The sequence below is a fragment of the Parazoarcus communis genome (assembly GCF_003111645.1).
Classification (GTDB): domain Bacteria; phylum Pseudomonadota; class Gammaproteobacteria; order Burkholderiales; family Rhodocyclaceae; genus Parazoarcus; species Parazoarcus communis_A.
This window is the reverse complement of record NZ_CP022187.1, coordinates 1,092,276-1,114,591: the sequence shown is the minus strand read 5'-3', so window position 1 is coordinate 1,114,591 and position 22,316 is coordinate 1,092,276. Positions and strand designations below refer to the sequence as shown.

General features: G+C 60.3%; 21 protein-coding genes and 2 pseudogenes. 17 read left to right on the top strand and 6 right to left on the bottom strand.

Translation table 11 applies throughout. From position 1 onward, the window contains the following. Positions 1–153 precede the first annotated feature (153 nt). The 5 genes from CEW83_RS05185 to CEW83_RS05165 all read left to right on the top strand — a co-directional run bounded on the left by CEW83_RS05185 (position 154) and on the right by CEW83_RS05165 (position 7,524). On the top strand, positions 154–1,065 hold the full coding sequence (locus tag CEW83_RS05185; protein ID WP_108948383.1) for a bestrophin family protein: 912 nt from the start codon (positions 154–156) through the stop codon (positions 1,063–1,065). Positions 1,066–1,186: 121 nt separating this feature from the next. Next, positions 1,187–3,319, top strand: coding sequence for an ABC transporter substrate-binding protein (locus tag CEW83_RS05180; protein WP_332871101.1), 2,133 nt, complete (start codon positions 1,187–1,189; stop codon positions 3,317–3,319). Then, complete coding sequence (locus tag CEW83_RS05175; protein WP_108948382.1) at positions 3,319–4,296, top strand: ABC transporter permease; 978 nt, start codon at positions 3,319–3,321, stop codon at positions 4,294–4,296. Before CEW83_RS05180 ends, CEW83_RS05175 begins: the two co-directional genes overlap by 1 nt. 2 nt (positions 4,297–4,298) lie before the next feature. After that, complete coding sequence (locus tag CEW83_RS05170; protein ID WP_108948381.1) at positions 4,299–5,705, top strand: ABC transporter permease; 1,407 nt, start codon at positions 4,299–4,301, stop codon at positions 5,703–5,705. Positions 5,706–5,964: 259 nt separating this feature from the next. Then, entirely contained in the window at positions 5,965–7,524 is a 1,560-nt protein-coding gene (locus CEW83_RS05165; RefSeq protein ID WP_108948380.1) for a protein adenylyltransferase SelO, read from the top strand. A gap of 48 nt (positions 7,525–7,572) precedes the next feature. Here CEW83_RS05165 and smpB read toward each other — a convergent pair whose 3' ends face one another. Then, positions 7,573–8,019, bottom strand: a complete 447-nt coding sequence (gene smpB / locus CEW83_RS05160) for an SsrA-binding protein SmpB (RefSeq protein ID WP_108948379.1) — start codon at positions 8,017–8,019, stop codon at positions 7,573–7,575. A gap of 91 nt (positions 8,020–8,110) precedes the next feature. Here smpB and CEW83_RS05155 point away from each other — a divergent pair, with 91 nt between their 5' ends. Beyond that, positions 8,111–8,548 (top strand): type II toxin-antitoxin system RatA family toxin, encoded by a 438-nt coding sequence (locus CEW83_RS05155; RefSeq protein WP_108948378.1) that lies wholly within the window; start codon positions 8,111–8,113, stop codon positions 8,546–8,548. Between the two features lie 2 nt (positions 8,549–8,550). Continuing rightward, entirely contained in the window at positions 8,551–8,874 is a 324-nt protein-coding gene (locus CEW83_RS05150; protein ID WP_108948377.1) for an RnfH family protein, read from the top strand. Positions 8,875–8,901: 27 nt separating this feature from the next. On the opposite strand, the gene CEW83_RS05145 is transcribed toward CEW83_RS05150, so the two are convergent. Then, positions 8,902–9,363 (bottom strand): DUF4124 domain-containing protein, encoded by a 462-nt coding sequence (locus CEW83_RS05145; RefSeq protein ID WP_108948376.1) that lies wholly within the window; start codon positions 9,361–9,363, stop codon positions 8,902–8,904. A gap of 84 nt (positions 9,364–9,447) precedes the next feature. Between CEW83_RS05145 and guaB the strand changes: the two genes are divergently transcribed. The 4 genes and pseudogenes from guaB to CEW83_RS05130 all read left to right on the top strand — a co-directional run bounded on the left by guaB (position 9,448) and on the right by CEW83_RS05130 (position 13,694). Beyond that, positions 9,448–10,908: an IMP dehydrogenase gene (gene guaB, locus CEW83_RS05140; protein WP_108948375.1), complete on the top strand. Its 1,461-nt coding sequence runs from the start codon at positions 9,448–9,450 to the stop codon at positions 10,906–10,908. 59 nt (positions 10,909–10,967) lie between these two features. Then, a complete protein-coding gene (guaA, locus tag CEW83_RS05135) occupies positions 10,968–12,533 on the top strand; it encodes a glutamine-hydrolyzing GMP synthase (protein WP_108948374.1) in 1,566 nt (521 codons plus the stop codon). 244 nt (positions 12,534–12,777) lie between these two features. Then, a pseudogene (locus CEW83_RS21305) lies at positions 12,778–12,858 on the top strand (hypothetical protein); the annotation flags it as partial. A 188-nt stretch (positions 12,859–13,046) separates the two neighbouring features. Further along, on the top strand, positions 13,047–13,694 hold the full coding sequence (locus CEW83_RS05130) for an IS30 family transposase (RefSeq protein WP_234418998.1): 648 nt from the start codon (positions 13,047–13,049) through the stop codon (positions 13,692–13,694). Between the two features lie 178 nt (positions 13,695–13,872). On the opposite strand, the gene CEW83_RS05125 is transcribed toward CEW83_RS05130, so the two are convergent. Beyond that, positions 13,873–14,481, bottom strand: a complete 609-nt coding sequence (locus CEW83_RS05125) for a chemotaxis protein CheB (RefSeq protein WP_234418997.1) — start codon at positions 14,479–14,481, stop codon at positions 13,873–13,875. Positions 14,482–14,488: 7 nt separating this feature from the next. Then, complete coding sequence (locus CEW83_RS05120; RefSeq protein WP_108948373.1) at positions 14,489–14,806, bottom strand: J domain-containing protein; 318 nt, start codon at positions 14,804–14,806, stop codon at positions 14,489–14,491. Between the two features lie 387 nt (positions 14,807–15,193). On the opposite strand from CEW83_RS05120, the gene CEW83_RS05115 reads away from it, so the two are divergent. The 4 genes and pseudogenes from CEW83_RS05115 (at position 15,194) to CEW83_RS05100 (ending at position 18,069) form a co-directional block, all read left to right on the top strand. Next, positions 15,194–15,517 carry a BON domain-containing protein gene (locus CEW83_RS05115; RefSeq protein WP_108948372.1) on the top strand — a complete coding sequence of 108 codons (324 nt, stop codon included), beginning with the start codon at positions 15,194–15,196 and terminating at the stop codon, positions 15,515–15,517. 172 nt (positions 15,518–15,689) lie between these two features. Further along, positions 15,690–15,839, top strand: coding sequence for a lmo0937 family membrane protein (locus tag CEW83_RS05110; protein WP_108948371.1), 150 nt, complete (start codon positions 15,690–15,692; stop codon positions 15,837–15,839). Positions 15,840–15,910: 71 nt separating this feature from the next. Beyond that, a pseudogene (locus CEW83_RS05105) lies at positions 15,911–16,589 on the top strand (integrase core domain-containing protein). Between the two features lie 127 nt (positions 16,590–16,716). Then, positions 16,717–18,069 (top strand): DUF2254 domain-containing protein, encoded by a 1,353-nt coding sequence (locus CEW83_RS05100; protein ID WP_108948370.1) that lies wholly within the window; start codon positions 16,717–16,719, stop codon positions 18,067–18,069. On the opposite strand, the gene CEW83_RS05095 is transcribed toward CEW83_RS05100, so the two are convergent. Both CEW83_RS05095 and CEW83_RS05090 read right to left on the bottom strand, forming a co-directional pair. Beyond that, complete coding sequence (locus tag CEW83_RS05095) at positions 18,070–18,279, bottom strand: hypothetical protein (RefSeq protein ID WP_199915208.1); 210 nt, start codon at positions 18,277–18,279, stop codon at positions 18,070–18,072. It lies immediately after the preceding gene. A gap of 21 nt (positions 18,280–18,300) precedes the next feature. Further along, complete coding sequence (locus CEW83_RS05090) at positions 18,301–20,682, bottom strand: phosphoketolase (RefSeq protein ID WP_108951216.1); 2,382 nt, start codon at positions 20,680–20,682, stop codon at positions 18,301–18,303. Between the two features lie 301 nt (positions 20,683–20,983). Here CEW83_RS05090 and tal point away from each other — a divergent pair, with 301 nt between their 5' ends. After that, positions 20,984–22,057 carry a transaldolase gene (tal, locus tag CEW83_RS05085; RefSeq protein ID WP_108948369.1) on the top strand — a complete coding sequence of 358 codons (1,074 nt, stop codon included), beginning with the start codon at positions 20,984–20,986 and terminating at the stop codon, positions 22,055–22,057. After that, positions 22,054–22,281, top strand: coding sequence for a hypothetical protein (locus CEW83_RS05080; RefSeq protein ID WP_199915207.1), 228 nt, complete (start codon positions 22,054–22,056; stop codon positions 22,279–22,281). The genes tal and CEW83_RS05080 overlap by 4 nt, the downstream gene beginning before the upstream one ends. The last annotated feature ends 35 nt before the right edge of the window (positions 22,282–22,316 follow it).

Below are 22,316 nucleotides of genomic sequence, written 5' to 3'. Positions count from 1 at the left end.
AACGCGAGATTATAGCGAAAACAGCCTCTGCGGAAGGGAGATGGGCGCCTCAAGGACAAGAACGGCTACAAGTGAGTTGCCGCCTTCAGCCGAAAACCTGCCAGAATCGGGGCTGTAACCCTCCCATTCACCGGGCTGTGCGCCCCATATATCGTGATCGTTCGTCCTCGTCCCCACTGGCTTCACCTGTTGTTCGTTCGCCACGGCTCCATCATTTACCGCATTTTTCCGCAGCTGCTGTTCACCACCGGCCTTGCAGGCGTGGTCGTGCTGGCACACGGGCAACTGTTCCACTGGAAGGTGACGCTGACCTCCAGTCCGTTTTCGCTGATGGGCGTCGCACTCGCAATCTTTCTCGGTTTTCGCATCAACGCCAGTTACGACCGTTACTGGGAGGCACGCAAGCTGTGGGGCCGACTGCTGATCGAATCACGCAACCTGACCCGGCAGGCGCTGACGCTTACCAGTGCGGGTGAGGGTGTGCGTGAGTTTGCCCTGACCCAGATTGCGTTCGTGCGGACGCTGCGAAACCAGTTGCGCGGTCTCCCGCGGGCGCAAGGTCTCGACGGGCTGATTCCTAAGGAGCGTATCGAGCGACTGGCTTCAGCGCGGTTCGCGCCCAGTCTTGTGCTCTTGTGGCTGTCTGAATGGGTGCGTGATCGGCGGGAGCGCGGCGAGATCGAACCGATCCTTGCGCAACGCATGGAAACGCCCCTGGGCGGTTTCTCCGATGTGCTCGGAGGCTGTGAGCGCATTGCCAGTACGCCCCTGCCGTTTACCTACTCGGTCATCCTTCACCGTACGGTGTACCTTTACTGCATGATGCTGCCCTTCGGGCTCGTCGACAGCATCGGGTTGATGACGCCGATTGTCGTGGCCTTCGTGTCCTACACCTTTTTTGCGCTTGAAGCGCTCAGTGACGAAATTGAGGAGCCTTTCGGAAACATGCCCAACGACCTCCCGCTTGACGCGATGACTGCCGGCATCGAAGCCAGTCTGCGCGAGATGCTGGGCGAGGTCCCTGCACCTGCGATGCTGCCCGATGCGCGCTACGTTCTGAGTTGATGGCACGAGACCGGCATACGTGATTTCAGGATCGATCATCCCATTGGCGCTGACCTGGATCCGGAGGCGGCCCCGCGGCCTTGCAGCGCTGCTGTGCGTGCTTGCGGCAGGCTGCGGCCCCGTGTTGAACGACCCTTACCCGGCGGCCGAACGCGGCCAGAACATCCTGTACACGGCGTTCACCCAGCAGCCGAAGCACTTCGACCCGGTGCAGTCCTACAGTGAGGACGAAGCAACCTTCCTCTATCAGATCATCGAGCCCCCACTGCAGTATCACTTCCTGAAGCGTCCCTATGTGCTGGAGCCGGCCGTGGCGGAGGCGGTGCCAGGTGTGCGGTTCTACGATGCAGGTGGCCGCGAACTGAAGAGTGATGCAGATCCCGCCAGGGTAGCGAAGAGCGTGGTCGAGATCCGCATCCGTCCGGGCATCATGTATCAGCCCCATCCGGCTTTCGCACGTGACGACACGGCTGCCCCCCGCTACATGGGGCTGGACGATGCGGCGCTACGTGGCGTGCGTACGCTGTCCGATTTTGCCGAGACCGGGACGCGCGAGCTGGAGGCGGGAGATTTTGTTCATCAGTTGAAGCGGCTGGCAGACCCCCATCTTCATTCGCCGATTTTCGAGCTGATCGCAGAGTATCTGCCTGGCCTCAAGACCCTTCAGGCGGAACTGGTCGAGGCCGGGAAAACATCCAGTGGCTGGATCGACGTCGGGGATTTCGAGCTTGCCGGGGTTGAGGTGGTCGACCGCTACACCTACCGGATCAGTCTGAAGGGCGTCTATCCGCAGTTCCTTTACTGGTTGAGCATGCCATTCTTCGGGCCTGTTCCACCCGAGGTGGATCGCTTCTTCGGGCAGCCCGGCATGGCGGAGCGCAATCTGTCGCTCGATCGTTGGCCGGTGGGTACAGGGCCCTACATGCTGGTGGAAAACAATCCGAATTCCCGCATGGTGCTCGCCCGCAATCCCAACTTCAGGCTCGATCGCTATCCTTGCGAAGGTCAGGCAGGCGATGCCGAGGCGGGTTTGCTGGCCGATTGCGGCAAGCCGCTACCCTTTGTCGACAAGGTCGTGTTCTCGCGCGAACGCGAAGGCATTCCGTACTGGAACAAGTTTCTGCAGGGCTATTACGACGCTTCTGGCGTGTCCTCGGACAACTTCGATCAGGCGGTGACAATGACCAGCCAGGGCGAAGTGAACCTGTCCGAGGACATGGAGCAGAAGGGTATCAGGCTGCTGACCTCGGTATCGCCCGCGGTCTTCTACCTGGGATTCAATCTCCTTGATCCGCTTGTCGGTGGTGGCAAGGATGCTTCGCCGGCTGCGCGCGAGCGCGCCCGCAAACTGAGGCAGGCAATCTCGATCGCGCTCGACATGGAAGAGTTCGTATCCATCTTTCTCAACGGGCGCGGTGTGCCTGCGATGCATCCGATTCCGCCTGGCGTGTTCGGCGCGCGTGAGGGCGAAGCCGGTATCAACCCGGTGGTCTACACCTGGCAAGACGGCGCGCCGGTGCGCCGCAGCCGTGACGAAGCGAAACGCCTGCTGGCGGAGGCGGGGTGGCCGGACGGGCGCAACGCGGAGACCGGCGAGCCGCTGATCATCCATCTCGACACGACCCCGGGCGGGCTTGGTGACAAGGCGCGCTCGGACTGGCTGGCCAAGCAGTTCCGCGAACTTGGTGTGCAGTTCATCGTGCGCCCCACCGACTACAATCGTTTCCAGGACAAGGTGCGTCAGGGCAATGCGCAGTTGTTCTTCTTTGGCTGGAACGCCGATTACCCCGACCCCGAGAACCTGCTGTTCCTGCTTTACGGCCCCCAGGGCAAGGTCAGCTATCAGGGGCAGAACGGATCGAACTACCTAAACCCCGAGTACGACCGCCTGTTCGACCGCATGAAGGTGATGCCGGACGGGCCTGCGCGGCAGGCCGTCATCGACCGCATGGTCGCGATCCTGCAGCACGATGCGCCGTGGCTGTTCGGTTTTCACCCCAAGTCCTATTCGCTGCAGCATGGCTGGGTGTACAACCGCAAGCCGGGTTCGATCGTCCGCAACACGCTCAAGTACCAGCGAGTGGACGTGGCCGCCCGCGAACAGGCGCGTGCGCAGTGGAACCAGCCTGTGCGCTGGCCGCTCGCCGTGGTCGGGCTGCTGCTGGCGCTGATCATCCTGCCCGCGCTGCTGCACTGGCGGCGGCATGAACGGGCCACGGCGGTGGATGTAGCTGTGAAGCGGGGGGCGCGCTGATGCTGGGCTACGTGCTGCGCCGATTGCTGTATGCGATCCCGATCCTGATCGGGGTGAATCTGATCACCTTCCTGCTTTTCTTCGTGGTGAACTCGCCGGACGATATGGCGCGAATGCAGATTGGCGTCAAGCGTGCAACCCCGGAGGCGATCGAGCGCTGGAAGGTTGATCGCGGCTACGACAAGCCGATGTTCATCAACGATACCAGGACCGGGACGGCCCGTATTACCGAAACCCTGTTCTTCGACAAGTCGCTGCGCATGTTCGCACTCGATTTCGGGCGCGCAGACGACGGGCGTGATATCGCCACCGAGATTCTGGACCGGATGGGGCCTTCGCTTGCCATTGCGTTGCCGACCTTCCTGCTGAGCCTGTTTGCATCGATCACCTTCGCCCTGCTGCTGGTCTTCCTTCGCGCGAGCTACCTCGACTTCTGGGGCGTGGTGCTGTGCGTGGCAATGATGTCGGTCTCGAGCCTGTTCTACATCATCGGCGGGCAGTGGCTGGTGTCCAAGCTTTGGGCGCTGGTGCCGATTTCGGGCTACGCAGGCGGGCTGGACGCCTTCCGCTTCCTGGTGCTGCCGGTTCTCATCAGCGTGATCGCCGGTCTGGGGTCGAGTGCGCGCTGGTACCGGACCATCTTCCTCGAGGAGATTTCGCGGGACTACGTGCGCACCGCCCGCGCCAAGGGCTTGTCCGAGCTCAGGGTGCTGTTCGGCCATGTTCTGCGCAACGCCCTGATTCCGGTGCTCACCGGCGTTGTCGTGGTCATCCCGCTGCTGTTCATGGGCAGTCTGCTGGTCGAGTCCTTTTTCGCCATCCCCGGCCTCGGCAGCTACACCATCGATGCGATCAATGCGCAGGACTTTGCGGTCGTGCGCGCGATGGTGTTCATCGGGTCGGTGCTCTACATCATCGGCCTGATCCTGACTGACCTTTCATACACGCTGGTCGATCCGCGTGTAAGGCTGGAGTAGCCATGGAATTTCAGCCCGTCCTGTTGTGGACCGATCTCCTGCTCTTTGTGCTGGTGGCTGGCGCGCTGTTGATGGCCCTGCATGTCCGCCGCCACGAACCGCTGCGCGCGGCCTGGCGCAAGGTCGGGCAGCGTCCGGCGGGAATGGCGTCGATGACCGTGTTGATGGCGTTCGTCGTGATCGGATTGCTGGACAGCATGCACTTCCGTGCGGCCTTGCCGCCGGTCGAGGGCCAGCCGGACGCCGCAACAATCTACTCATCCGAAGTGCTGAGCGTGCTGGACCACGCATTGGCGCCCCTGCGCCTGCGCACCGAGAAAACCTACTCGGCCCCTTTCGCCGACCGCCTCTATCAGCGTGAAACGGTTGAGCTCGCCGGCGGTGGGCAGACCCGGATCTACCCGCGCCTGGAGCACGGTGGCAGCCACCTTCCCGAAGGGGCTTCGATTGCCGCTGACCTGGCGCAGCACCTTGTGACCATCCTGAGCCATGCCGGCATCGCGATGCTTGCGGTGCTGGCGGTGCTCACCCTCGTCGTGGGGCGGGGACGCCAGGGACGTTATGGGGACGCGCTGCGAGCCATACTTTGCGGGCATACGACGCTTGCGTGGCGCGCTGCGCTGGTTACCACAGCATTGATTTCGCTGCTGGTGGCGGCGGCCTATGTGCTTGCGCCGCTTTATCACGTGATCGGGACCGACAAGGTGGGGCAGGACGTGCTTTACCTGTCGCTCAAGAGCGTGCGCACTGCGCTCGTCATCGGCACCATCACCACGCTGGTCATGCTGCCATTCGCGGTTGCGCTCGGGATTGCAGCCGGGTATCTGGGCGGCTGGGTCGATGATGTCATCCAGTATCTGTACACGGTTCTGAATGCGATCCCGGGGGTCCTGCTGATCGCGGCGGCGGTGCTGATGATGCAGGTGGTGATCGACACGCACCCCGACTGGTTCGAAACGGCGGCCGAACGCTCGGACGCGCGCTTGCTGGCCTTGTGCTTCATTCTCGGGATTACGAGCTGGACCGGCTTGTGCAGACTGTTGCGCGGCGAGACCCTGAAACTGCGTGAGCTGGAGTACGTTCAGGCCGCACGTGCGTTCGGCGCCAGTACCGCGACCATCCTGCGGCGCCATATCCTGCCCAATGTCATGCATATCGTGATGATTGCGCTGGTCATGGACTTCTCGGGACTGGTGCTCGCGGAAGCGGTGTTGTCCTATGTCGGAATTGGCGTGGACCCGACAACGATCAGTTTCGGCACCATGATCAACATGGCGCGGGCCGAACTCGCCCGCGAGCCGATGGTCTGGTGGTCTCTCACTGCCGCGTTCGCCTTCATGTTCGTGCTGGTGCTTGCGGCCAACCTGTTCGCGGACGTGATTCGCGATGCCTTCGATCCACGGCGCTGACCCTCACGCTGTCTGAGGTCTGATGCGGTGGATTGACTGGGGCTTTCCGCGCGCTGCCCGTTTCTTGCTTCCACGGCACATGGCTCTGCCCACGCGGGCATCGAACTCATCAACGGATTAAGGTTCTATCCCTTATCGACAAACGAAGCGACGCCCACTGACCTGCGGGTCGCGCGGGCCTGCTTGACGCGAGAGCGCTCAGGTTCAGGCCATGCTTCAACAACAGGACATCATTTTGGACGCCCCAATGCCCAACCCCATGAAAGACCTCCAGTTCGACAATCGCTTCGTTCGCGAACTTCCTGCCGACCCCGAGACCGGAAGCCGGCTGCGGCAGGTGCAGGGGGCGTGTTACTCGCGAGTCGATCCAACCCCTGTCAGCCAGCCCCGGCTGCTTGCATGGTCGCCCGAAGTTGCTGCGCTTCTCGGCTGGGACGCAAGCGATGTGGCTGACCCGGTGTTCGCCGAGGTCTTCGGTGGCAACCGCCTGCTGACGGGCATGGAGCCATACGCTGCCTGCTACGGCGGACACCAGTTCGGCAACTGGGCGGGCCAGCTCGGTGACGGCCGCGCCATCACGCTCGGCGAGACGATCAACGGCAAGGGGCAGCGCTGGGAGCTGCAGCTCAAGGGCGCCGGCCCGACGCCCTATTCGCGCCGGGCGGATGGTCGAGCGGTGCTGCGCTCATCCATTCGCGAGTTCCTGTGCAGCGAAGCAATGCATCATCTGGGGGTGCCGACGACCCGCGCGCTGTCGCTGGTCGGTACGGGCGATGCGGTGGTGCGCGACATGTTCTATAACGGCAACCCGAGGCAGGAGCCGGGAGCAGTGGTGTGCAGGGTGGCGCCATCCTTCATTCGATTCGGCAACTTCGAGATCTTTTCCGCACGCGGCGAGGTCGATCTGCTCGGGCGCCTGATCGACTTCACCATCGACCGAGACTTTCCCGAGCTCGAAGGCGATGGCGCGCTGCGCCGCGTACGCTGGTTCGAGGAAGTGTGCCGTCGCACGGCGGTGATGGTGGCGCACTGGACGCGTGTCGGATTCGTTCACGGGGTGATGAACACCGACAACATGTCGATTCTTGGCCTCACGATTGACTACGGGCCCTACGGCTGGATCGACAACTTCGACCCCGACTGGACGCCGAACACCACGGACGAAGGCATGCGCCGTTACCGCTTTGGCCACCAGCCCAAGATCGCGCACTGGAACCTGTGGCAACTCGCCAACGCGCTGCATCCGGCAATGCGCGATGCGGCGGCGCTGGAAGGGGCGCTCGCGCTGTTTGGCGACGTCTATGAGGCGGAGAACAGCAGAATGAGCGCCGCCAAGCTGGGGCTGGATGAATGGCGCGACGGCGATGCTGCCTTGCTTGAGTCCCTGCACCGCCTGATGTTCGAGGGCGAGATGGACATGAGCCTGTTCTATCGCACGCTCGCCAATGTCGATACGCGGGCGCCGGATGCCGACCTTTTTGCCGATGTCTTTTACGACGAGAGTCGCCGTACTGAATCGCGACCGACGTTTGAAGCCTGGCTGGCGGAATACGCCGCACGGGTGGAGCAGGGGGGCGAGTCGGCCGAGGCCAGGCGCGCGCGGATGAATGCCGTCAATCCGCTCTATGTGCCGCGCAACTATCTGGCGCAGCAGGCGATCGATGCAGCGGAGCAGGGCGATCTGTCGCGCGTGAACGAGCTGCTGGACACCTTCCGGCGTCCCTACGAAGTGCAGCCTGGGCGAGAGCACTTCGCTGCCCGGCGTCCCGAGTGGGCACGTAACCGTGCAGGGTGCTCCATGCTGTCCTGCAGTTCCTGAGGCCCGCGGTGGGCGCGAGCAGGGTGATTGCCTGTCGCGCCCGTCTGATCAGCCTTTCGCCCGCATCAGGCGCTGCTTTTCGCGTTCCCAGTCGCGCTTCTTGTCGTCCTCGCGCTTGTCGAACTGCTTCTTGCCCTTCGCCAGGCCGATTTCCGCCTTCACCCGGCCCTTGTTGTAGTGCAGGTCGAGCGGAACGAGGGTGAAGCCGGCGCGCTCGACCTTGCCGATCAGTTTGGCAAGCTCGTGACCATGCAGCAGCAGCTTGCGGGTGCGGACCGGATCGGCGTGAATGTGGGTGGATGCGCTCGTCAGCGGGGTGATGTGCATGCCGAGGATGAAGAGTTCCTCGCCCCGCATGATGATGTAGGCTTCCTTGATGTTCGCGCGGCCGGCCCGGATGGCCTTGACTTCCCAGCCCTCGAGGACGAGCCCGGCCTCGTACTTCTCTTCAATGAAGTAGTCATGGTAGGCCTTGCGATTGTCGATGATGCTCATGGGCGGATATGTTCGTCCGGAATGACGGACCGAGCCTTTGCGGTAGAATCGCGCATTTTAGCAGTTCGGCGACTGGATCGCCCGATACCCGATGGCCGACGTCAAGAAACTGGTTCTGATCGAATTCACGCCTGCCCAGATGTTTGAACTGGTGGATCGTTGCGAAGACTATCCGCAGTTCCTGCCCTGGTGTGGAGGCACGGAAGTGCATCAGCGTACCGAGAAAGTCACCGGTGCGACGATTCATATCAACTATCACGGCATCAAGGCGCATTTCAGCACTGAAAACGAAAAGCATCCGCCAACCGAGATGATCATCCGGCTGACCGATGGCCCGTTCAATCACCTCGACGGCAACTGGCGCTTCACCGCGCTGGGCGAGACCGCATGCAAGGTGGAGTTCAACCTCCACTACGAGTTCTCCAGCAAGCTGCTGGAAAAGGTGCTGGGGCCGGTGTTCAACCACATCGCCAACACTTTCGTCGATTCTTTCGTCAAACGTGCAGCGCAGGTCTACGCGAAGGGATAAACATGGCCGCGACCATCAACGTCGAAGTTACCTACGCCTTGCCGCAGCGGCAGGAGCTTGTCAGTGTGCGTCTGCAGGAAGGCGCCTGTGTCCGCGATGCGGTTGAGGCGTCGGGCTTGTTGCAGAAATACCCGGAGATCGATATCAACGGCGCGAACAAGCTGGGCATCTACGCCAAGCTTGCCAAGCCGGATGCGGTGCTTCGCGATCGCGACCGCGTCGAAATCTATCGTCCGCTGATCGCCGATCCAAAGGCCGTGCGCAAGAAGCGCGCGGACGAGGGCAAGGTCATGAAGAAGGGTGGTGGCCCGGCGGAAGAGTCCTGAGCGGCGGTTCCGGCGCGCGCCGGGGCCTTACTTGCAGGATTCGTCGATCTGTTTCTGAATGCGCTCGGTCTCGCTGCCACGTTCGGCATCGGTGAGCATCACGCGTTCGCCCGCACTGTTGAAGCGTGCGATTCTTTGCCCGGACTTGAGCGCAGCGAGCTGGTTGCGCATGTCTTCGCACACCCGCTGGCGCTCGGCGGACTCGGACTGCTCTTTTTCGGCCTTGGCCTGGGCTTCAGCTTCTGCTGCCCGGCGCTGCCGAAACTCGAGTTCCTTCTCGGCCAGGGTCTTGGGTTTTGCTGCAGGCTCGCCCGATGTGGTGGTCGTGGCAGGGCGCGGGGCGGCTTCGCGCAGGGTTTTCACTTCGCCTGTCGGCGGGGGAACGTCTGAGAAATTGACCTTTCCGTCCTTGTCTTTCCAACTGAAAATTTCGGCTGAAACCGGCAGCGCGGTCAGAAGTGCGATCAAAACAAGGGCGGGACGCATCATCAGGCAGATCTCCGGGTTGCTGCACCGCTTACACGGCGCGAGAGGCCTCTGTATAATACGGATTTGGTCGAAAGGATAAAAGCCATGCGAGTGATCCAGAAGGCGCTGACGTTTGATGACGTCCTTCTCGTTCCCGCCCACTCGACGGTTCTCCCGCGCGATGTCGGCTTGCAGAGTCAGGTTACCCGTAACATCCGCCTGAATATTCCGCTGGTATCCGCCGCAATGGATACCGTTACCGAGTCCCGTCTGGCCATTGCACTGGCTCAGGATGGCGGGATTGGTGTGGTGCACAAGAACTTTACCCCGCAGCAACAGGCTGCCGAGGTGCATAAGGTCAAACGCCATGAGTCCGGCGTGCTCAAGGACCCGATTACCGTTCCGCCGACGATGCGGGTCGGCGAGGTCGTGGCCCTGACCCGTCAGCACAAGTTTTCGGGTCTGCCCGTCATCGATGGCAAGAAGGTGGTCGGTATCGTGACCAACCGCGACCTCCGGTTTGAGAGCAATCTCGAGCAACCGGTGTCCGCCATCATGACCCCGCAGGACCGCCTGGTGACGGTAAAAGAGGGCGCGAGTCTCGATGAGGCGCGTGAACTGCTGCGCAAGCACCGTCTCGAGCGCGTGCTGGTGCTCAACGACGACGGCGAGTTGTGCGGGCTGATCACGGTCAAGGACATGATGAAGTCCACCGAGCATCCGCTGGCGGCAAAGGACGAACTCGGTCGTTTGCGCGTAGCGGCAGCCATCGGCGTCGGCGCAGGCACCGAAGAGCGTGCCGAACTGCTGGCTGAGGCCGGCGTTGACATGATCGTGGTCGATACGGCCCATGGTCACGCTCAGGGCGTGATCGACCGGGTGCGCTGGGTCAAGAAGAATTTCCCGCAGGTCGAGGTCGTCGGCGGCAACATCGCGACCGGTGACGCTGCACGAGCGCTGGTCGATGCCGGCGCCGACGGCGTGAAGGTCGGCATTGGACCGGGTTCGATCTGCACCACGCGTATCGTTGCCGGTGTCGGTGTGCCGCAGATCACGGCCATCGACAACGTCGCCCGTGCGCTGCTTGGCAGTGGTGTGCCGATGATTGCCGACGGCGGCATCCGTTATTCGGGTGACATCGCCAAGGCGATCGCAGCCGGTGCCAACGTGGTGATGCTTGGCGGCCTGTTCGCCGGTACCGAAGAGGCGCCCGGTGAAACGGTTCTGTTCCAGGGCCGTTCCTACAAGTCATACCGTGGCATGGGTTCGCTCGGTGCGATGGAAAAGGGCGCTGCAGACCGGTACTTCCAGGACAGTTCGGCCAACATCGACAAGCTCGTGCCCGAGGGCATCGAGGGACGCGTTCCGTACAAGGGTTCGGTCGGCGCCGTGATCCACCAGCTGGTCGGTGGCTTGCGTGCTTCGATGGGTTACCTTGGTTGTGAGAACATTCCCGCCATGCACGATCGCGCCCAGTTCGTCGAGATTACTTCGGCGGGCGTACGCGAGTCGCATGTGCACGATGTTCAGATCACCCAGGAAGCACCCAACTACCACGTTGGCTAAGTGCGTTTCTGAACCGGAACAGGCGGCCTCGGGCCGCCTTTCTTCATTTTGAGGCAGTCATGTCCCACCAGAAAATCCTCATTCTTGATTTCGGCTCCCAGGTTTCCCAGCTGATCGCGCGCCGTGTGCGTGAGCAGCAGGTCTATTGCGAGCTTCATCCCTACGATGTCAGCGACGAGTTCGTGCGCGAGTTCGGCGCTGACGGCATCATCCTTTCGGGCGGGCCGAACTCGGTGTACGAGGCGGCAGACTGGCGTGCGCCGCAGGCCGTGTTCGAGGCCGGTGTACCCGTGCTGGGTATCTGCTATGGCATGCAGACCATGGCGTCGCAGCTGGGCGGAAAGGTCGAAAGCTCGACGACGCGCGAGTTCGGGTATGCCGAGATGCGCGCGCAGGGGCACTCCAAGCTGTTCACAGATCTTCAGGATCGCAGCAATGAAGCTGGTCACGGCCTGCTTGATGTGTGGATGAGTCACGGCGACAAGGTCACCGGTTTGCCGCCCGGGTTCAAGATCATCGGCAGTAACGAATCCACGCCGATCGCCGCGATGGCAGACGAAGATCGGGGTTTCTACGGCGTGCAGTTCCATCCCGAGGTTACCCACACGATCAAGGGCAAGGAAATCATCGGCCGTTTCGTTCATGAGATCTGTGGCTGCGGTCATGACTGGAACATGCCTGACTATATCGCTGAAGCCGTGGAGCGTATTCGGGAACAGGTCGGTGACGAGGAAGTCATTCTGGGTCTTTCCGGTGGTGTTGATTCTTCTGTCGCCGCGGCGCTCATTCACCGCGCCATCGGCGATCAGCTGACCTGCGTGTTCGTCGATCATGGTCTGCTTCGTCTGAACGAAGGCAAGATGGTGATGGAGATGTTTGCCGGACGCCTGCATGCGAAGGTGATCCACGTCGATGCGTCTGAGCAGTTCCTTGGTCACCTCAAGGGCATCACCGACCCGGAGCAGAAGCGCAAGATCATCGGCCGCGAGTTCGTTGAGGTTTTTCAGGCCGAAGCGAAGAAGCTGCCCAAGGCCAAGTGGCTGGCCCAAGGCACGATCTATCCGGATGTGATCGAATCGGGTGGTGCCAAGAACAAGAAGGCGCACACGATCAAGAGCCACCACAACGTTGGCGGCTTGCCCGAAACTCTGGGGCTGAAGCTGCTCGAGCCGCTGCGCGAACTGTTCAAGGACGAGGTTCGCGAACTCGGCGTTGCGCTGGGACTGCCGCATGACATGGTGTATCGCCATCCTTTCCCTGGTCCGGGTCTGGGTGTGCGGATCCTCGGTGAGGTGAAGTCGGAATTTGCCGATCTGCTGCGCCGTGCCGATGCGATCTTCATCGACGAACTGCGTGCCTCGGATTGGTACGACAAGACCAGCCAGGCGTTTGCTGTGTTCCTGCCGGTAAAGAGCGTCGGCGTGATGGGCGACGGCCGCACCTACGAGTACGTGGTGGCGCTGCGTGCGGTGCAGACGCAGGACTTCATGACCGCGCACTGGGCGGAACTGCCGCACAGCCTGCTCGGCAAGGTCAGCAACCGGATCATCAACGAAGTGCGGGGCATCAACCGGGTGGTGTATGACATCTCCGGCAAGCCGCCGGCGACGATCGAGTGGGAATGATTACCTTTTGCTAGCCTTTAGATTTATATGGGTTTAAGGGTTGCAGAGAGATGTTGCAAAGAGCCCCTTAATTGGGGCTCTTTTACAAGGAAAGTTACAGACTGCAGCGATTATTGCAGGTCACAACTATCGTGTATATGCGTGCAGTAAGCTTGAAGCTGATACACAAATAATGGCGCTGATCGTAATTGAGTGGGCGCGCTCTAACCTGAAGTGCAACACCCGAATTTGATAGGGTGTACCGATGGGAAATTACTCCAGCCAGTTGAACATGGACGACCGCAACGAGATTCAACGGTGCCGGAATAAGGGATTGAGTTGTCGGGCAATTGCCCGACAACTCAATCGGCCGCCGTCGGCGGTAACGCGTGAGGTGGAGCGAAACACGGTTGGCAAGAGTTACGACACGGTACGCGCAGCGCGTGCGACGCTGGCACGCCGGCGGCGTCGGACGGTCAAGCTTAAGGCTGGCTCGTTGCTGCTGAGTCGGGTGCGTGAGTTGATGGCGATGGGGTGGTCGCCCGAGCAAGTTGCGGGCAAACTGCGATTGATGAACCGGATGATCTTGTCCGTCACGTTTCGCACGAGACGATCTATTGCGATATCTACGCCTTGCCGCGCGGCGAGTTGCGCGGCGAGTTGATCGCTCAGTTGCGTTTTGCTCGCAAGGCCAGGATGCCGCGCACGCGGGGCCAGGACCGCCGAGGTCAGCTGCAGAACATGACCTCGACCCACCTGCGTCCGATTGAGGCGGCGGCTCGCCTGATCCCGGGCCACCGGGAGGGCGATCTGATCAAGGGGCCGGAAATCGCAGCGCGGTCGGCTCACTGGTTGAGCACAAGAGCGTTACCTGCTGATGACCAAACTGCGCGACTGCACCGCAGAAGCCATCCTGGAAGCCTTCACGCGCAAGTTCCTCATGTCCCACCGTGCGTGAGAAAGACGCTGACCTACGATCAGGGCAAAGAGATGGCGCGCCACGAGGCGCTGGCTACGCGACTGAAGATCGACGTCTATTTCGCCGGTCCGCAAGGTTATCTCAATGCAATTGCACGACAACTAAACGACCGCCCTCGCAAATGTCTCGGCTTTAAAACGCCTGCTGAAGTCCTTGCACGAGAAATCATGAACTTGAAACCCGGTTTTTCACTTCAGACTTGAAGCCGCCGACGATATAAATAATGTTGCGCATTATCTGTTCCTGTTGCAGTGAGAGAAGAGTAATTAGTGGATTGAGCGGGGCGAATTACTTCCTGCTGGATCTCTCCGTGACCGGCGCCTCCTTGAAGCTCTTTCCACAAGCGTTCGCAAAACGCCGCCGGAAAATACAATTGCATTGCTATTCAGCGCGAGCAATTCGAACAATTTCCACAGCGATATCTTCGGGAGATAAAATGAAATCGATGCAACCGCTGGAAATCGCGCTCTCCGGCATGTCGGGTTGTTTGGCGGTGCTCGGTTTTTGGGCAATCGTAATGCCACAGATTTCCTTGATCCCGCATAATGCGTCGGCGCCGTCGCCGTCGTAGCCGGAGACAATGACCGCAATCAGCGTGCCGCCCCAGTGTGCGGTGAGTGAGCGTAGAAAGACCGTAATCACATCAGGCCAACCGCGTGGCTTTGAGATTGGTTTGAGGTGAAAGTCTTCTCCATCGACGTGCAAATCGCGATTGGACGGGATAATGAAAACATGGTTTGGTTCGATCAACAGCCTTTCGGTGATCAGATCGACCGGCATCGTGGTGAAGCGAGGCAGCACTTCATGGAGTTGCGTTGGCACGGTCGTGATGTGATTGACGATGACAATAGCCACGCCCATGTCGCATGGTAGGTTCCGCAATAGTCGGATATAGGCGTCGAGCCCCCCGGCTGAACCTCCGACGCAGACAATCGGAAAGTTTTTCACGACCATCGCCGTGTCAGACGAGATGGAAATGTCCGTCGGCATCCGGGCCTCAATCTATCCAGAACCATAAACAGCATGGAAAGGGAATCAACCCCCAGTTGAAATTTCCGATTCCGGGAATGCTGAGGGTCAGGATTGTCTTGTCAGCGCAAAAATTATTTATCTGATAGTCGTAGGCGCGCTTCGAATCGACTCGTTTGAGTGTTCTGTAGGCTTCGGCGACATCCTTGAATTTGCGTTCGCCATCCTTGTCCTTGGTGACATCTGGATGAAAGCGCTGGGCCAGGGAACGGAAAGCCGATTTGATCTCGGCAGAAGAAGCGCATCGATCGACGTTCAAGGTTGCATAGTGGGTCTCGCGTATCACTGAAATCTCCTTCGATTTGGCGCATCGCTTGGCTGAGTGTTGCCTGTCGTGGATAGGTGCAGCTGATGCGATTGGCTAAAGCTGACTGGGCCGCGAAGATTCGTCTGTACGCTAGCAAGCATAGGGCCTGATTCCCGATCATTCGATCTGAATTGGGCGGCGGGATTCGATCTCTTGCGAGCCGGAAAATTCTCGATTCTGCCAAATATTTTGATTGATCGTGGAATTCACGAAAAGACGCTAGGCAACGTTTTTGAGAAAATGCTTGCTATGTATGCCGGCGCACAGAATCGCAATACGATGCAGTGATAAACCACAGTTACGACAACTGGCAAGCCTCTGCTGCCACGCGCGTCGTATTTTCAACGATCAACGAGAGGACACATCATGAACAATAAACTTACTGCATGCATTTTCGTCACTGGCCTGTTCCTGCTGCCGGTAACCGGTTATACAGCCGACACCGAGAAGTCCGCGGTTACCGAATATGTCATGGATTCGGTTATTACAACGAAGGTCAAGGCGGAACTGGCTGCTGAAAAAGTGGCGAGCCTCGTCAAGATCAACGTTGATACCGATTCGCATGGTGCGGTCGTTTTGACTGGCAGCGCAGCGAACCAAACTGCCGTGGACAGGGCCGTTTCAATTGCGAAGGGGGTTAAAGGTGTGACTTCTGTGAAGAATGAAATCAAAGTCGTGACTGAAAAGTGAAAATCGTGCTGTCACGTGCCCGTCAATGCGGCGGTGCATGTTGCAGCGTCGCTGGCAGCGGCACTGCGGTGCTTCGGAAATTTTCGATGGTTGGCGGCCGATCCGTCAACCAGCTTGCGCCAGATTTTCGTCAGTCACGAACCGGTAAATCAAACGATAAGAGGTATATTCCATGCTTTATACAATTGCGGTTGTATTAGTCATCCTGTGGCTTCTTGGGTTTGTAACTGCCTACACCTTGGGAGGTTTCATCCACCTCCTTCTGGTAGTTGCCGTTATCATGGTTTTGGTGAATTTTATTAATGGACGACGAGCGCCATGATGTTGACCTGCTCCAGGCTTTTCGGGCCAGCTGAAACTTGAGAGGATGGCTTCCAAGAAGAAGAGGAAGCCATGCGCAAGAGCCGTTTTACAGAAGAACAGATGGTCAGGATCCTGCGGGAGGCCGATCGTTTGGCGGTCGCGGATGTCTCGAAGAAGCACGGGGTGAGCGAGCAGACGATCTACACGTGGCGTAAGCGCTTTGGCGCCATGAACTCGGACGAGGTCAAGCGACTGCGGCAGCTGGAGGCCGAGAACGCGCGGCTCAAGAAGATGCTGGCGGAGCGGGATCTGGAGATCGACGTGATGAAGGAGATTACGGCAAAAAAATGGTGGCGAGGCGCTGGCGATCGACGTCGCGGGCAGCATCCGCTCGGAGCGCGTCATCGATGTCTTGAGCCGCTTGATCAGCGAACGCGGAGCGCCGAAAGCATTGCGCTCGGACAACGGCCCGGCGTTCGTCTCGACGCGGTTGCTCCAGTGGGCGACCGATGAGGGATTGCAGATGGCGCTGTCGCAGCCGGGCAAGCCATGGCAGAACGGCACCGACGAAAGCTTCAACGGCAAGTTCCGCGACGAGTGCCTATCCATGGAATACTTTCGCAACCGCCTTGAGGCGCGCGTCGTCATCGAGCAGTGGCGCCGTCATTACAACGAAGTACGACCGCATTCTGCGCTGGGATACCTGACCCCGGCGCAGTACGTTCAGAACCAGTCAGGCAACGACCATGAGGCCATTCGTCTCAAGTAACTCGTGGTCCGAAGAATCGGGGCAGGTCAGGTCGCAGCGCAGCCTTGCAAATGGACTTAAGCAAATGATTGATGGCCCAAAGATTGTGTAGCACACGCGTCTGAAACGCTGAATCGGAGGTGGCCGGGTGAATAAGCCAAGATTGTTATGGGGTGATCTGCGATCGAGCTTCTGGTTTATGCCATCGCTGATGGTGATGGACAGCATTATCTTTGCGGTGGTGTTGATCGAAGTCGAGTCCGCCGGTTTGACACAGTGGCAGAGCCAGTGGCCACGGTTGTTTGGCGTTGGAGCAGAAGGCGCCCGCCAGATGTTGTCCACACTGGCCGGTTCAATGATGACGGTGATGGGCATCACGTTCTCCATGACCTTGCTGGCACTGGTGCTGGCGTCGGGGCAATACACGTCGCGGGTTCTGAGGAACTTCATGCGCAGTCGTGTGACGCAAGCGACGCTGGGGGTCTTCGCCAGCATTTTTGCGTATTACCTGATCGTATTGCGCACCATTCGCGGCAATGGTGGTGCGGACGAGTATGTGCCGAACCTTGCGGTGTTCTTCGCGTTTGTGATGGCTCTGGGTGGCGTGGTTGTCCTCATCTATTTCATCCATCATATTGCATCGTCGATTCAGGCTTCCAGCATCGTCGCCTCGGTTGGTCAGGAGACCCGCGCTTCGATTGATCGGCTGCTGCCGAAACAATCGATTGAAGGTCCCGTTGAAGATGAAGGCAGGAAACAGGTTCTCGAGTCGCTGGACGATAGAACGTGGTTTCCGGTGCCAGGAGCCGAGAGTGGTTACGTCATGAGCGTCGAGAGCAGCGTGTTGCTGCATCTGGCGGGGGAGAACAGGGCAGTCGTCCGAATGGAACACGGCATCGGCGCATTCGTTGTGGAAAATACGACCCTCTTATCGCTCGCCCTGACTTACCCGCCAGATCAGAATCTGGTTGATGCGCTGAATGATGCATACACTATTGGGCGCCATCGCACGGTGGACCAGGATCCGGCTTTCGGTATTCGACAGATCGTCGATATGGCCATGAAGGCGCTTTCTCCAGGGATCAACGACACCTCAACAGCGGTGATATGCGTGGATTATCTGAGCGCTATTCTGGCGCGCGTGGTAGACCGGCAGTTTCCGCCGTCGCATCTTTACGAGGGCGAGAGCCTACGTGTGGTGGCGATTGTTCCGAGTTTTGAGGGGCTGTTGGCTGAGGCCTTCGACCAGATTCGGCGTAGCGCCGGGGATAACGTTGCCATACTGGCGCGAATGCTCAGTGCCCTCGAAACCATCGGCAGTCTGACGACCAACTTCAGTCACATTCAGGCGCTCGAAGAGCAACTGCAGTGTATTGCTGAGCTGGTTGATCGCTGCATCGTAGCCAGCTATGACCGTACCCGGCTCGAAAGGCGGCTGGCGGAGGTGCGCAAGACGCTGAACGCCCGATGTGCGGTGTGTGCAGCAGAAAACAAGGGCTGATCATGCCGGTGGGGAGGGCTGCAAGCCCTGTTCAACGTGGTCGAGTGCATCCCTGATGGCCGCGATGATCAGCCTGTTCGCGAGCGGCTCATCAATATCGGGTACGTCCCATTCGGAAATGGCCAGGTACTTGTCGACCAGATCCTTGACGTCGGTTTCCAGTTGGTCGCGATGCGCTTCCAGTTCCAGCTTTTCAATTTTTGTCATCATCTCTTTCGCTCATATCGTTGCCTACCAGCGCCAGTTGCGGATTTCAGGCATGTCCTGACCGTAAGTGCGGATATGGCGTTTGTGCTCTTCGAGCTTGGCCGCGAGACGGACCTTCAGATTCGCACCTTCAGCACCGGTCTGCGGTAAGCGGTCGATGGCGTCCATCACCAGGTGGAAGCGGTCCAGATCGTTCAGCACGGTCATGTCGAAGGGAGTGGTAATGGTGCCTTCTTCCTTGTAGCCGCGAACGTGAATGTTTTTGTGATTGGTGCGGCGGTAGGTCAGCCGATGGATCAGCCAGGGGTAGGCGTGGAACGCGAAGATGACCGGTTTGTCGCGGGTGAACAGCGCGTCAAAGCCCTCGTCGGACAAGCCGTGTGGATGCTCGCTCGGCGGCTGTAGCTTCATCAGGTCGACGACGTTGACAACCCGGACGCGCAAGTCCGGCAGCGCCTCGCGCAGGATCGACACCGCGGCCAGTGTTTCCAGCGTCGGTACGTCGCCGCAGCAGGCCATGACGACATCGGGCTCCGCGCCGGCCTCTCCATCGGCGGACTCGTTGCTGGCCCATTCCCAGATGCCGATGCCGGCGGCGCAGTGCGCGACAGCCGCGTCCATGGTCAGCCACTGGGGTGCCGGATGCTTGCCGGCGATCACCACGTTGACGTAGTGCCGGCTGCGCAGACAATGGTCCATCACCGACAGCAGGCAGTTCGCATCGGGCGGGAGGTAGACCCGAACGACCTCGGCGCTTTTGTTCACAACGAGGTCAATGAACCCCGGATCCTGGTGGGTAAAGCCGTTGTGGTCCTGGCGCCAGACATGTGAAGCCAGCAGGTAATTCAGCGACGCGATCTTGCGCCGCCACGGGAGGTCGGCGCTGACGTTCAGCCATTTCGCGTGCTGGTTGAACATCGAGTCGACGATGTGAATGAAGGCTTCGTAGCAATTGAACAGGCCGTGCCGGCCAGTGAGCAGATAGCCCTCGAGCCAGCCTTCGCACTGGTGTTCGCTGAGCATTTCCATGACCCGACCCTGCGGTGCCAGCCATTTGTCATCCGGTGCCGTGGCGGCGTTCCACTGGCGGTTGGTCGTTTCGAACACCGCGGCCAGGCCATTGGAGACGGTCTCGTCCGGCCCGAGAATGCGGAAGTTGCGCTCTGCATCGTTCAAGCGCGCCACGTCGCGCAGAAAGGGGCCGAGCACGCGCGTGTCGCCGACGCCCGGTACACCCGGTGCAGGCACTTGTGCAGCGTACTCGCGGTAGTCGGGCATCTTCAGGTCGCGCAACAGTTGGCCACCGTTGGCATGGGGATTGGCGCCCATGCGTCGGAGCCCGCTCGGTGCCAGCGCGGCCAGCTCCGGCCGCAGACCGCCATGCTCGTCGAACAGCTCGTCGGGGCGGTAGCTGAGCAGCCAATCCTCGAGCAGCTTCAAGTGCCCAGCGTGTTCGGCTGGGTGCAGTGGTACCTGATGGGATCGGAAGTTGCCTTCGTTGGGTTCGCCGTCAACTTCCTTTGGGCCGGTCCAGCCCTTGGGGGAGTTCAGCACGATCATCGGCCAGCGCGGTCGCTCCATCTGGCCGTGTTCGCGTGCCTGACACTGAAATCGCCGAATCTCCTGTACCGCCTGATCCAGCGCTGCGGCCATCAACGCGTGCATCTGCACGGGCTCATGCCCTTCGACGAAGATCGGTGTCCAGCCGCAGCCGCGGAAGAACTGCTCCAGTTCTTCATGCGTGATCCGCGCCAGCACCGTCGGGTTGGCGATCTTGTAGCCATTGAGGTGCAGGATCGGCAACACCGCACCGTCGGTAGCCGGGTCAAGGAACTTGTTCGAGTGCCAGGCGGTTGCCAGGGGGCCGGTCTCTGCCTCGCCGTCGCCGACCACACAGGCCACGATCAGCTCGGGGTTGTCAAAGACGGCGCCGAAGGAATGGCTTAACGAATAGCCAAGTTCGCCACCCTCGTGGATCGAGCCCGGGCACTCGGGCGAAGCATGGCTGGGAATCCCGCCCGGAAATGAGAACTGCCTGAACAGCTTTCTCAGCCCCGATTCGTCGCGGCTGATTTCGGGATAGACCTCGCTGTAGCTGCCCTCGAGGTAGGTGTTGCCGACCACGGCCGGTCCCCCGTGACCGGGTCCCGAGACATAGATCATGTCCAGGTCGTAGGCCTTGATGACGCGGTTCAGGTGCACATAGATGAAGTTCTGGCCCGGCGTCGTGCCCCAGTGTCCAAGCAACATGGGCTTCACGTCGGCCAGGGCCAGCGGTCGCCGCAGCAGCGGGTTGTCCCACAGGAAGATCTGGCCGACCGATACGTAGTTGGCTGCGCGCCAGTAGGCATCCAGATCTTTGAATGCGGATTGGTCCTTTGGTGTTGGCGTGTGTATTTGGTTCATCAGCATACGTTATGCCCCGACCCGCGTCGCGAACAGTTCGTTGCCGCACACTCCATCCGAAGTCCAACAGGGACGATGCCGAATCGAAGACGCCGGTTTCCGCGTGCGCTGTCGTACAGACCTGACCATGTGGAAACCACAGAGTGGGCTGACAGCTTGCTGCAGTCGAACCCGTGCTGGTCGAACAGTCTCTCGCAAGCCGCTGGATACATGCCCGTTGCAGTGTGCGCGCAGTGAATTGCTTCATTGCTGCCAACAGCGACTGCCGTACCCCGAACCAACAGCACTCAAGGCCTTCCTCATGAACGCGACACAGACACTTCACCAACTCGGCCAGCGCATCTGGCTCGACAACATCACGCGCACTCTTCTGCGCAGTGGCACACTGGCGCGCTATATCCGTGAGCTGTCGGTCACAGGTCTGACCTCGAATCCGACGATTTTCGAGCATGCCATTGGGTGCAGTGACAGCTACGACGCGAGTATCCGCTCTTTGGTGGAAACAGGTCTGTCGGGAGAAGACCTGTTCTTCGAACTCGCCATCGAGGATCTGACCGAGGCCGCAGATCTGTTTCTGCCAGACTTCGAAGCCAGTGATGGTGATGACGGCTGGGTGTCGCTGGAGGTCTCGCCGCTACTGGCCGACAACACGGCTCACACCATAGAGGCGGCGAACCGTCTGTATGCGAAGGCTGACAGGCGAAACCTGTTTATCAAGATTCCGGGTACACCCCAAGGTGTCGCGGCCATTGAGGAAGTCATCTTCGATGGCGTGCCGGTCAACGTCACGCTGCTATTTTCGCGCGAGCACATGCTGGCGGCTGCCGAGGCATACATGCGTGGAATCGAGCGCAGGCTGGAGGCGGGGCTCGACCCCCGGGTGGCGTCGGTGCTTTCGCTCTTCGTCAGCCGCTGGGACGTGGCGGCGAAGCAGGTGGTTGCGGCACCGCTCCACAATCGCCTGGGAACCGCCATCGCCATGCGCACCTACAAGGCGCATCACGGCCTGCTGGCTTCTGAGCGCTGGCAGCGTCTGGCCGCTGCAGGCGCGCGTCCGCAACGCTTGCTGTGGGCAAGCACTGGCACCAAGGATCCCGCCGAGCCCGATACCTATTATGTGCAGGCGCTGGCAGCGCCCGGCACCATCAACACGCTACCCGAGAAAACACTGCTGGCCTTTGCGGATCACGGTCGGGTTGATGGGCCGCTGCCTGTCGACGGTGGTCACGCCGAGGAAGTGATCGAGTCGTTCCGAGGCGAGGGCATTGACGATGACGAACTGGCCGCACGTTTGCAGCGTGAGGGCGTCGATGCCTTTGCGAACTCATGGCACGCCCTGCTGCTGCGTATCCGACAGAAGTGCGCTCGAACATGAACGCGCATCAGCAGCCGGGCCTCGACCTGAGTTGCATCAACACCTTGCGTACCTTGTCCATCGATCAGGAGGAAAAGGCAAACTCCGGCCACCCCGGCACGCCGATGGGCGCAGCACCCACTGCATACTGCCTGTGGCAGCGCTTTCTGCGCTTCGACCCCAAATACGCCGCCTGGCCTGACAGGCGGCACCTGACGGGGCACGGCGCGAGCGCAGTCATGTGACACATGCCTTGGCCCGCCCGCGGGTAGGCCGTGAC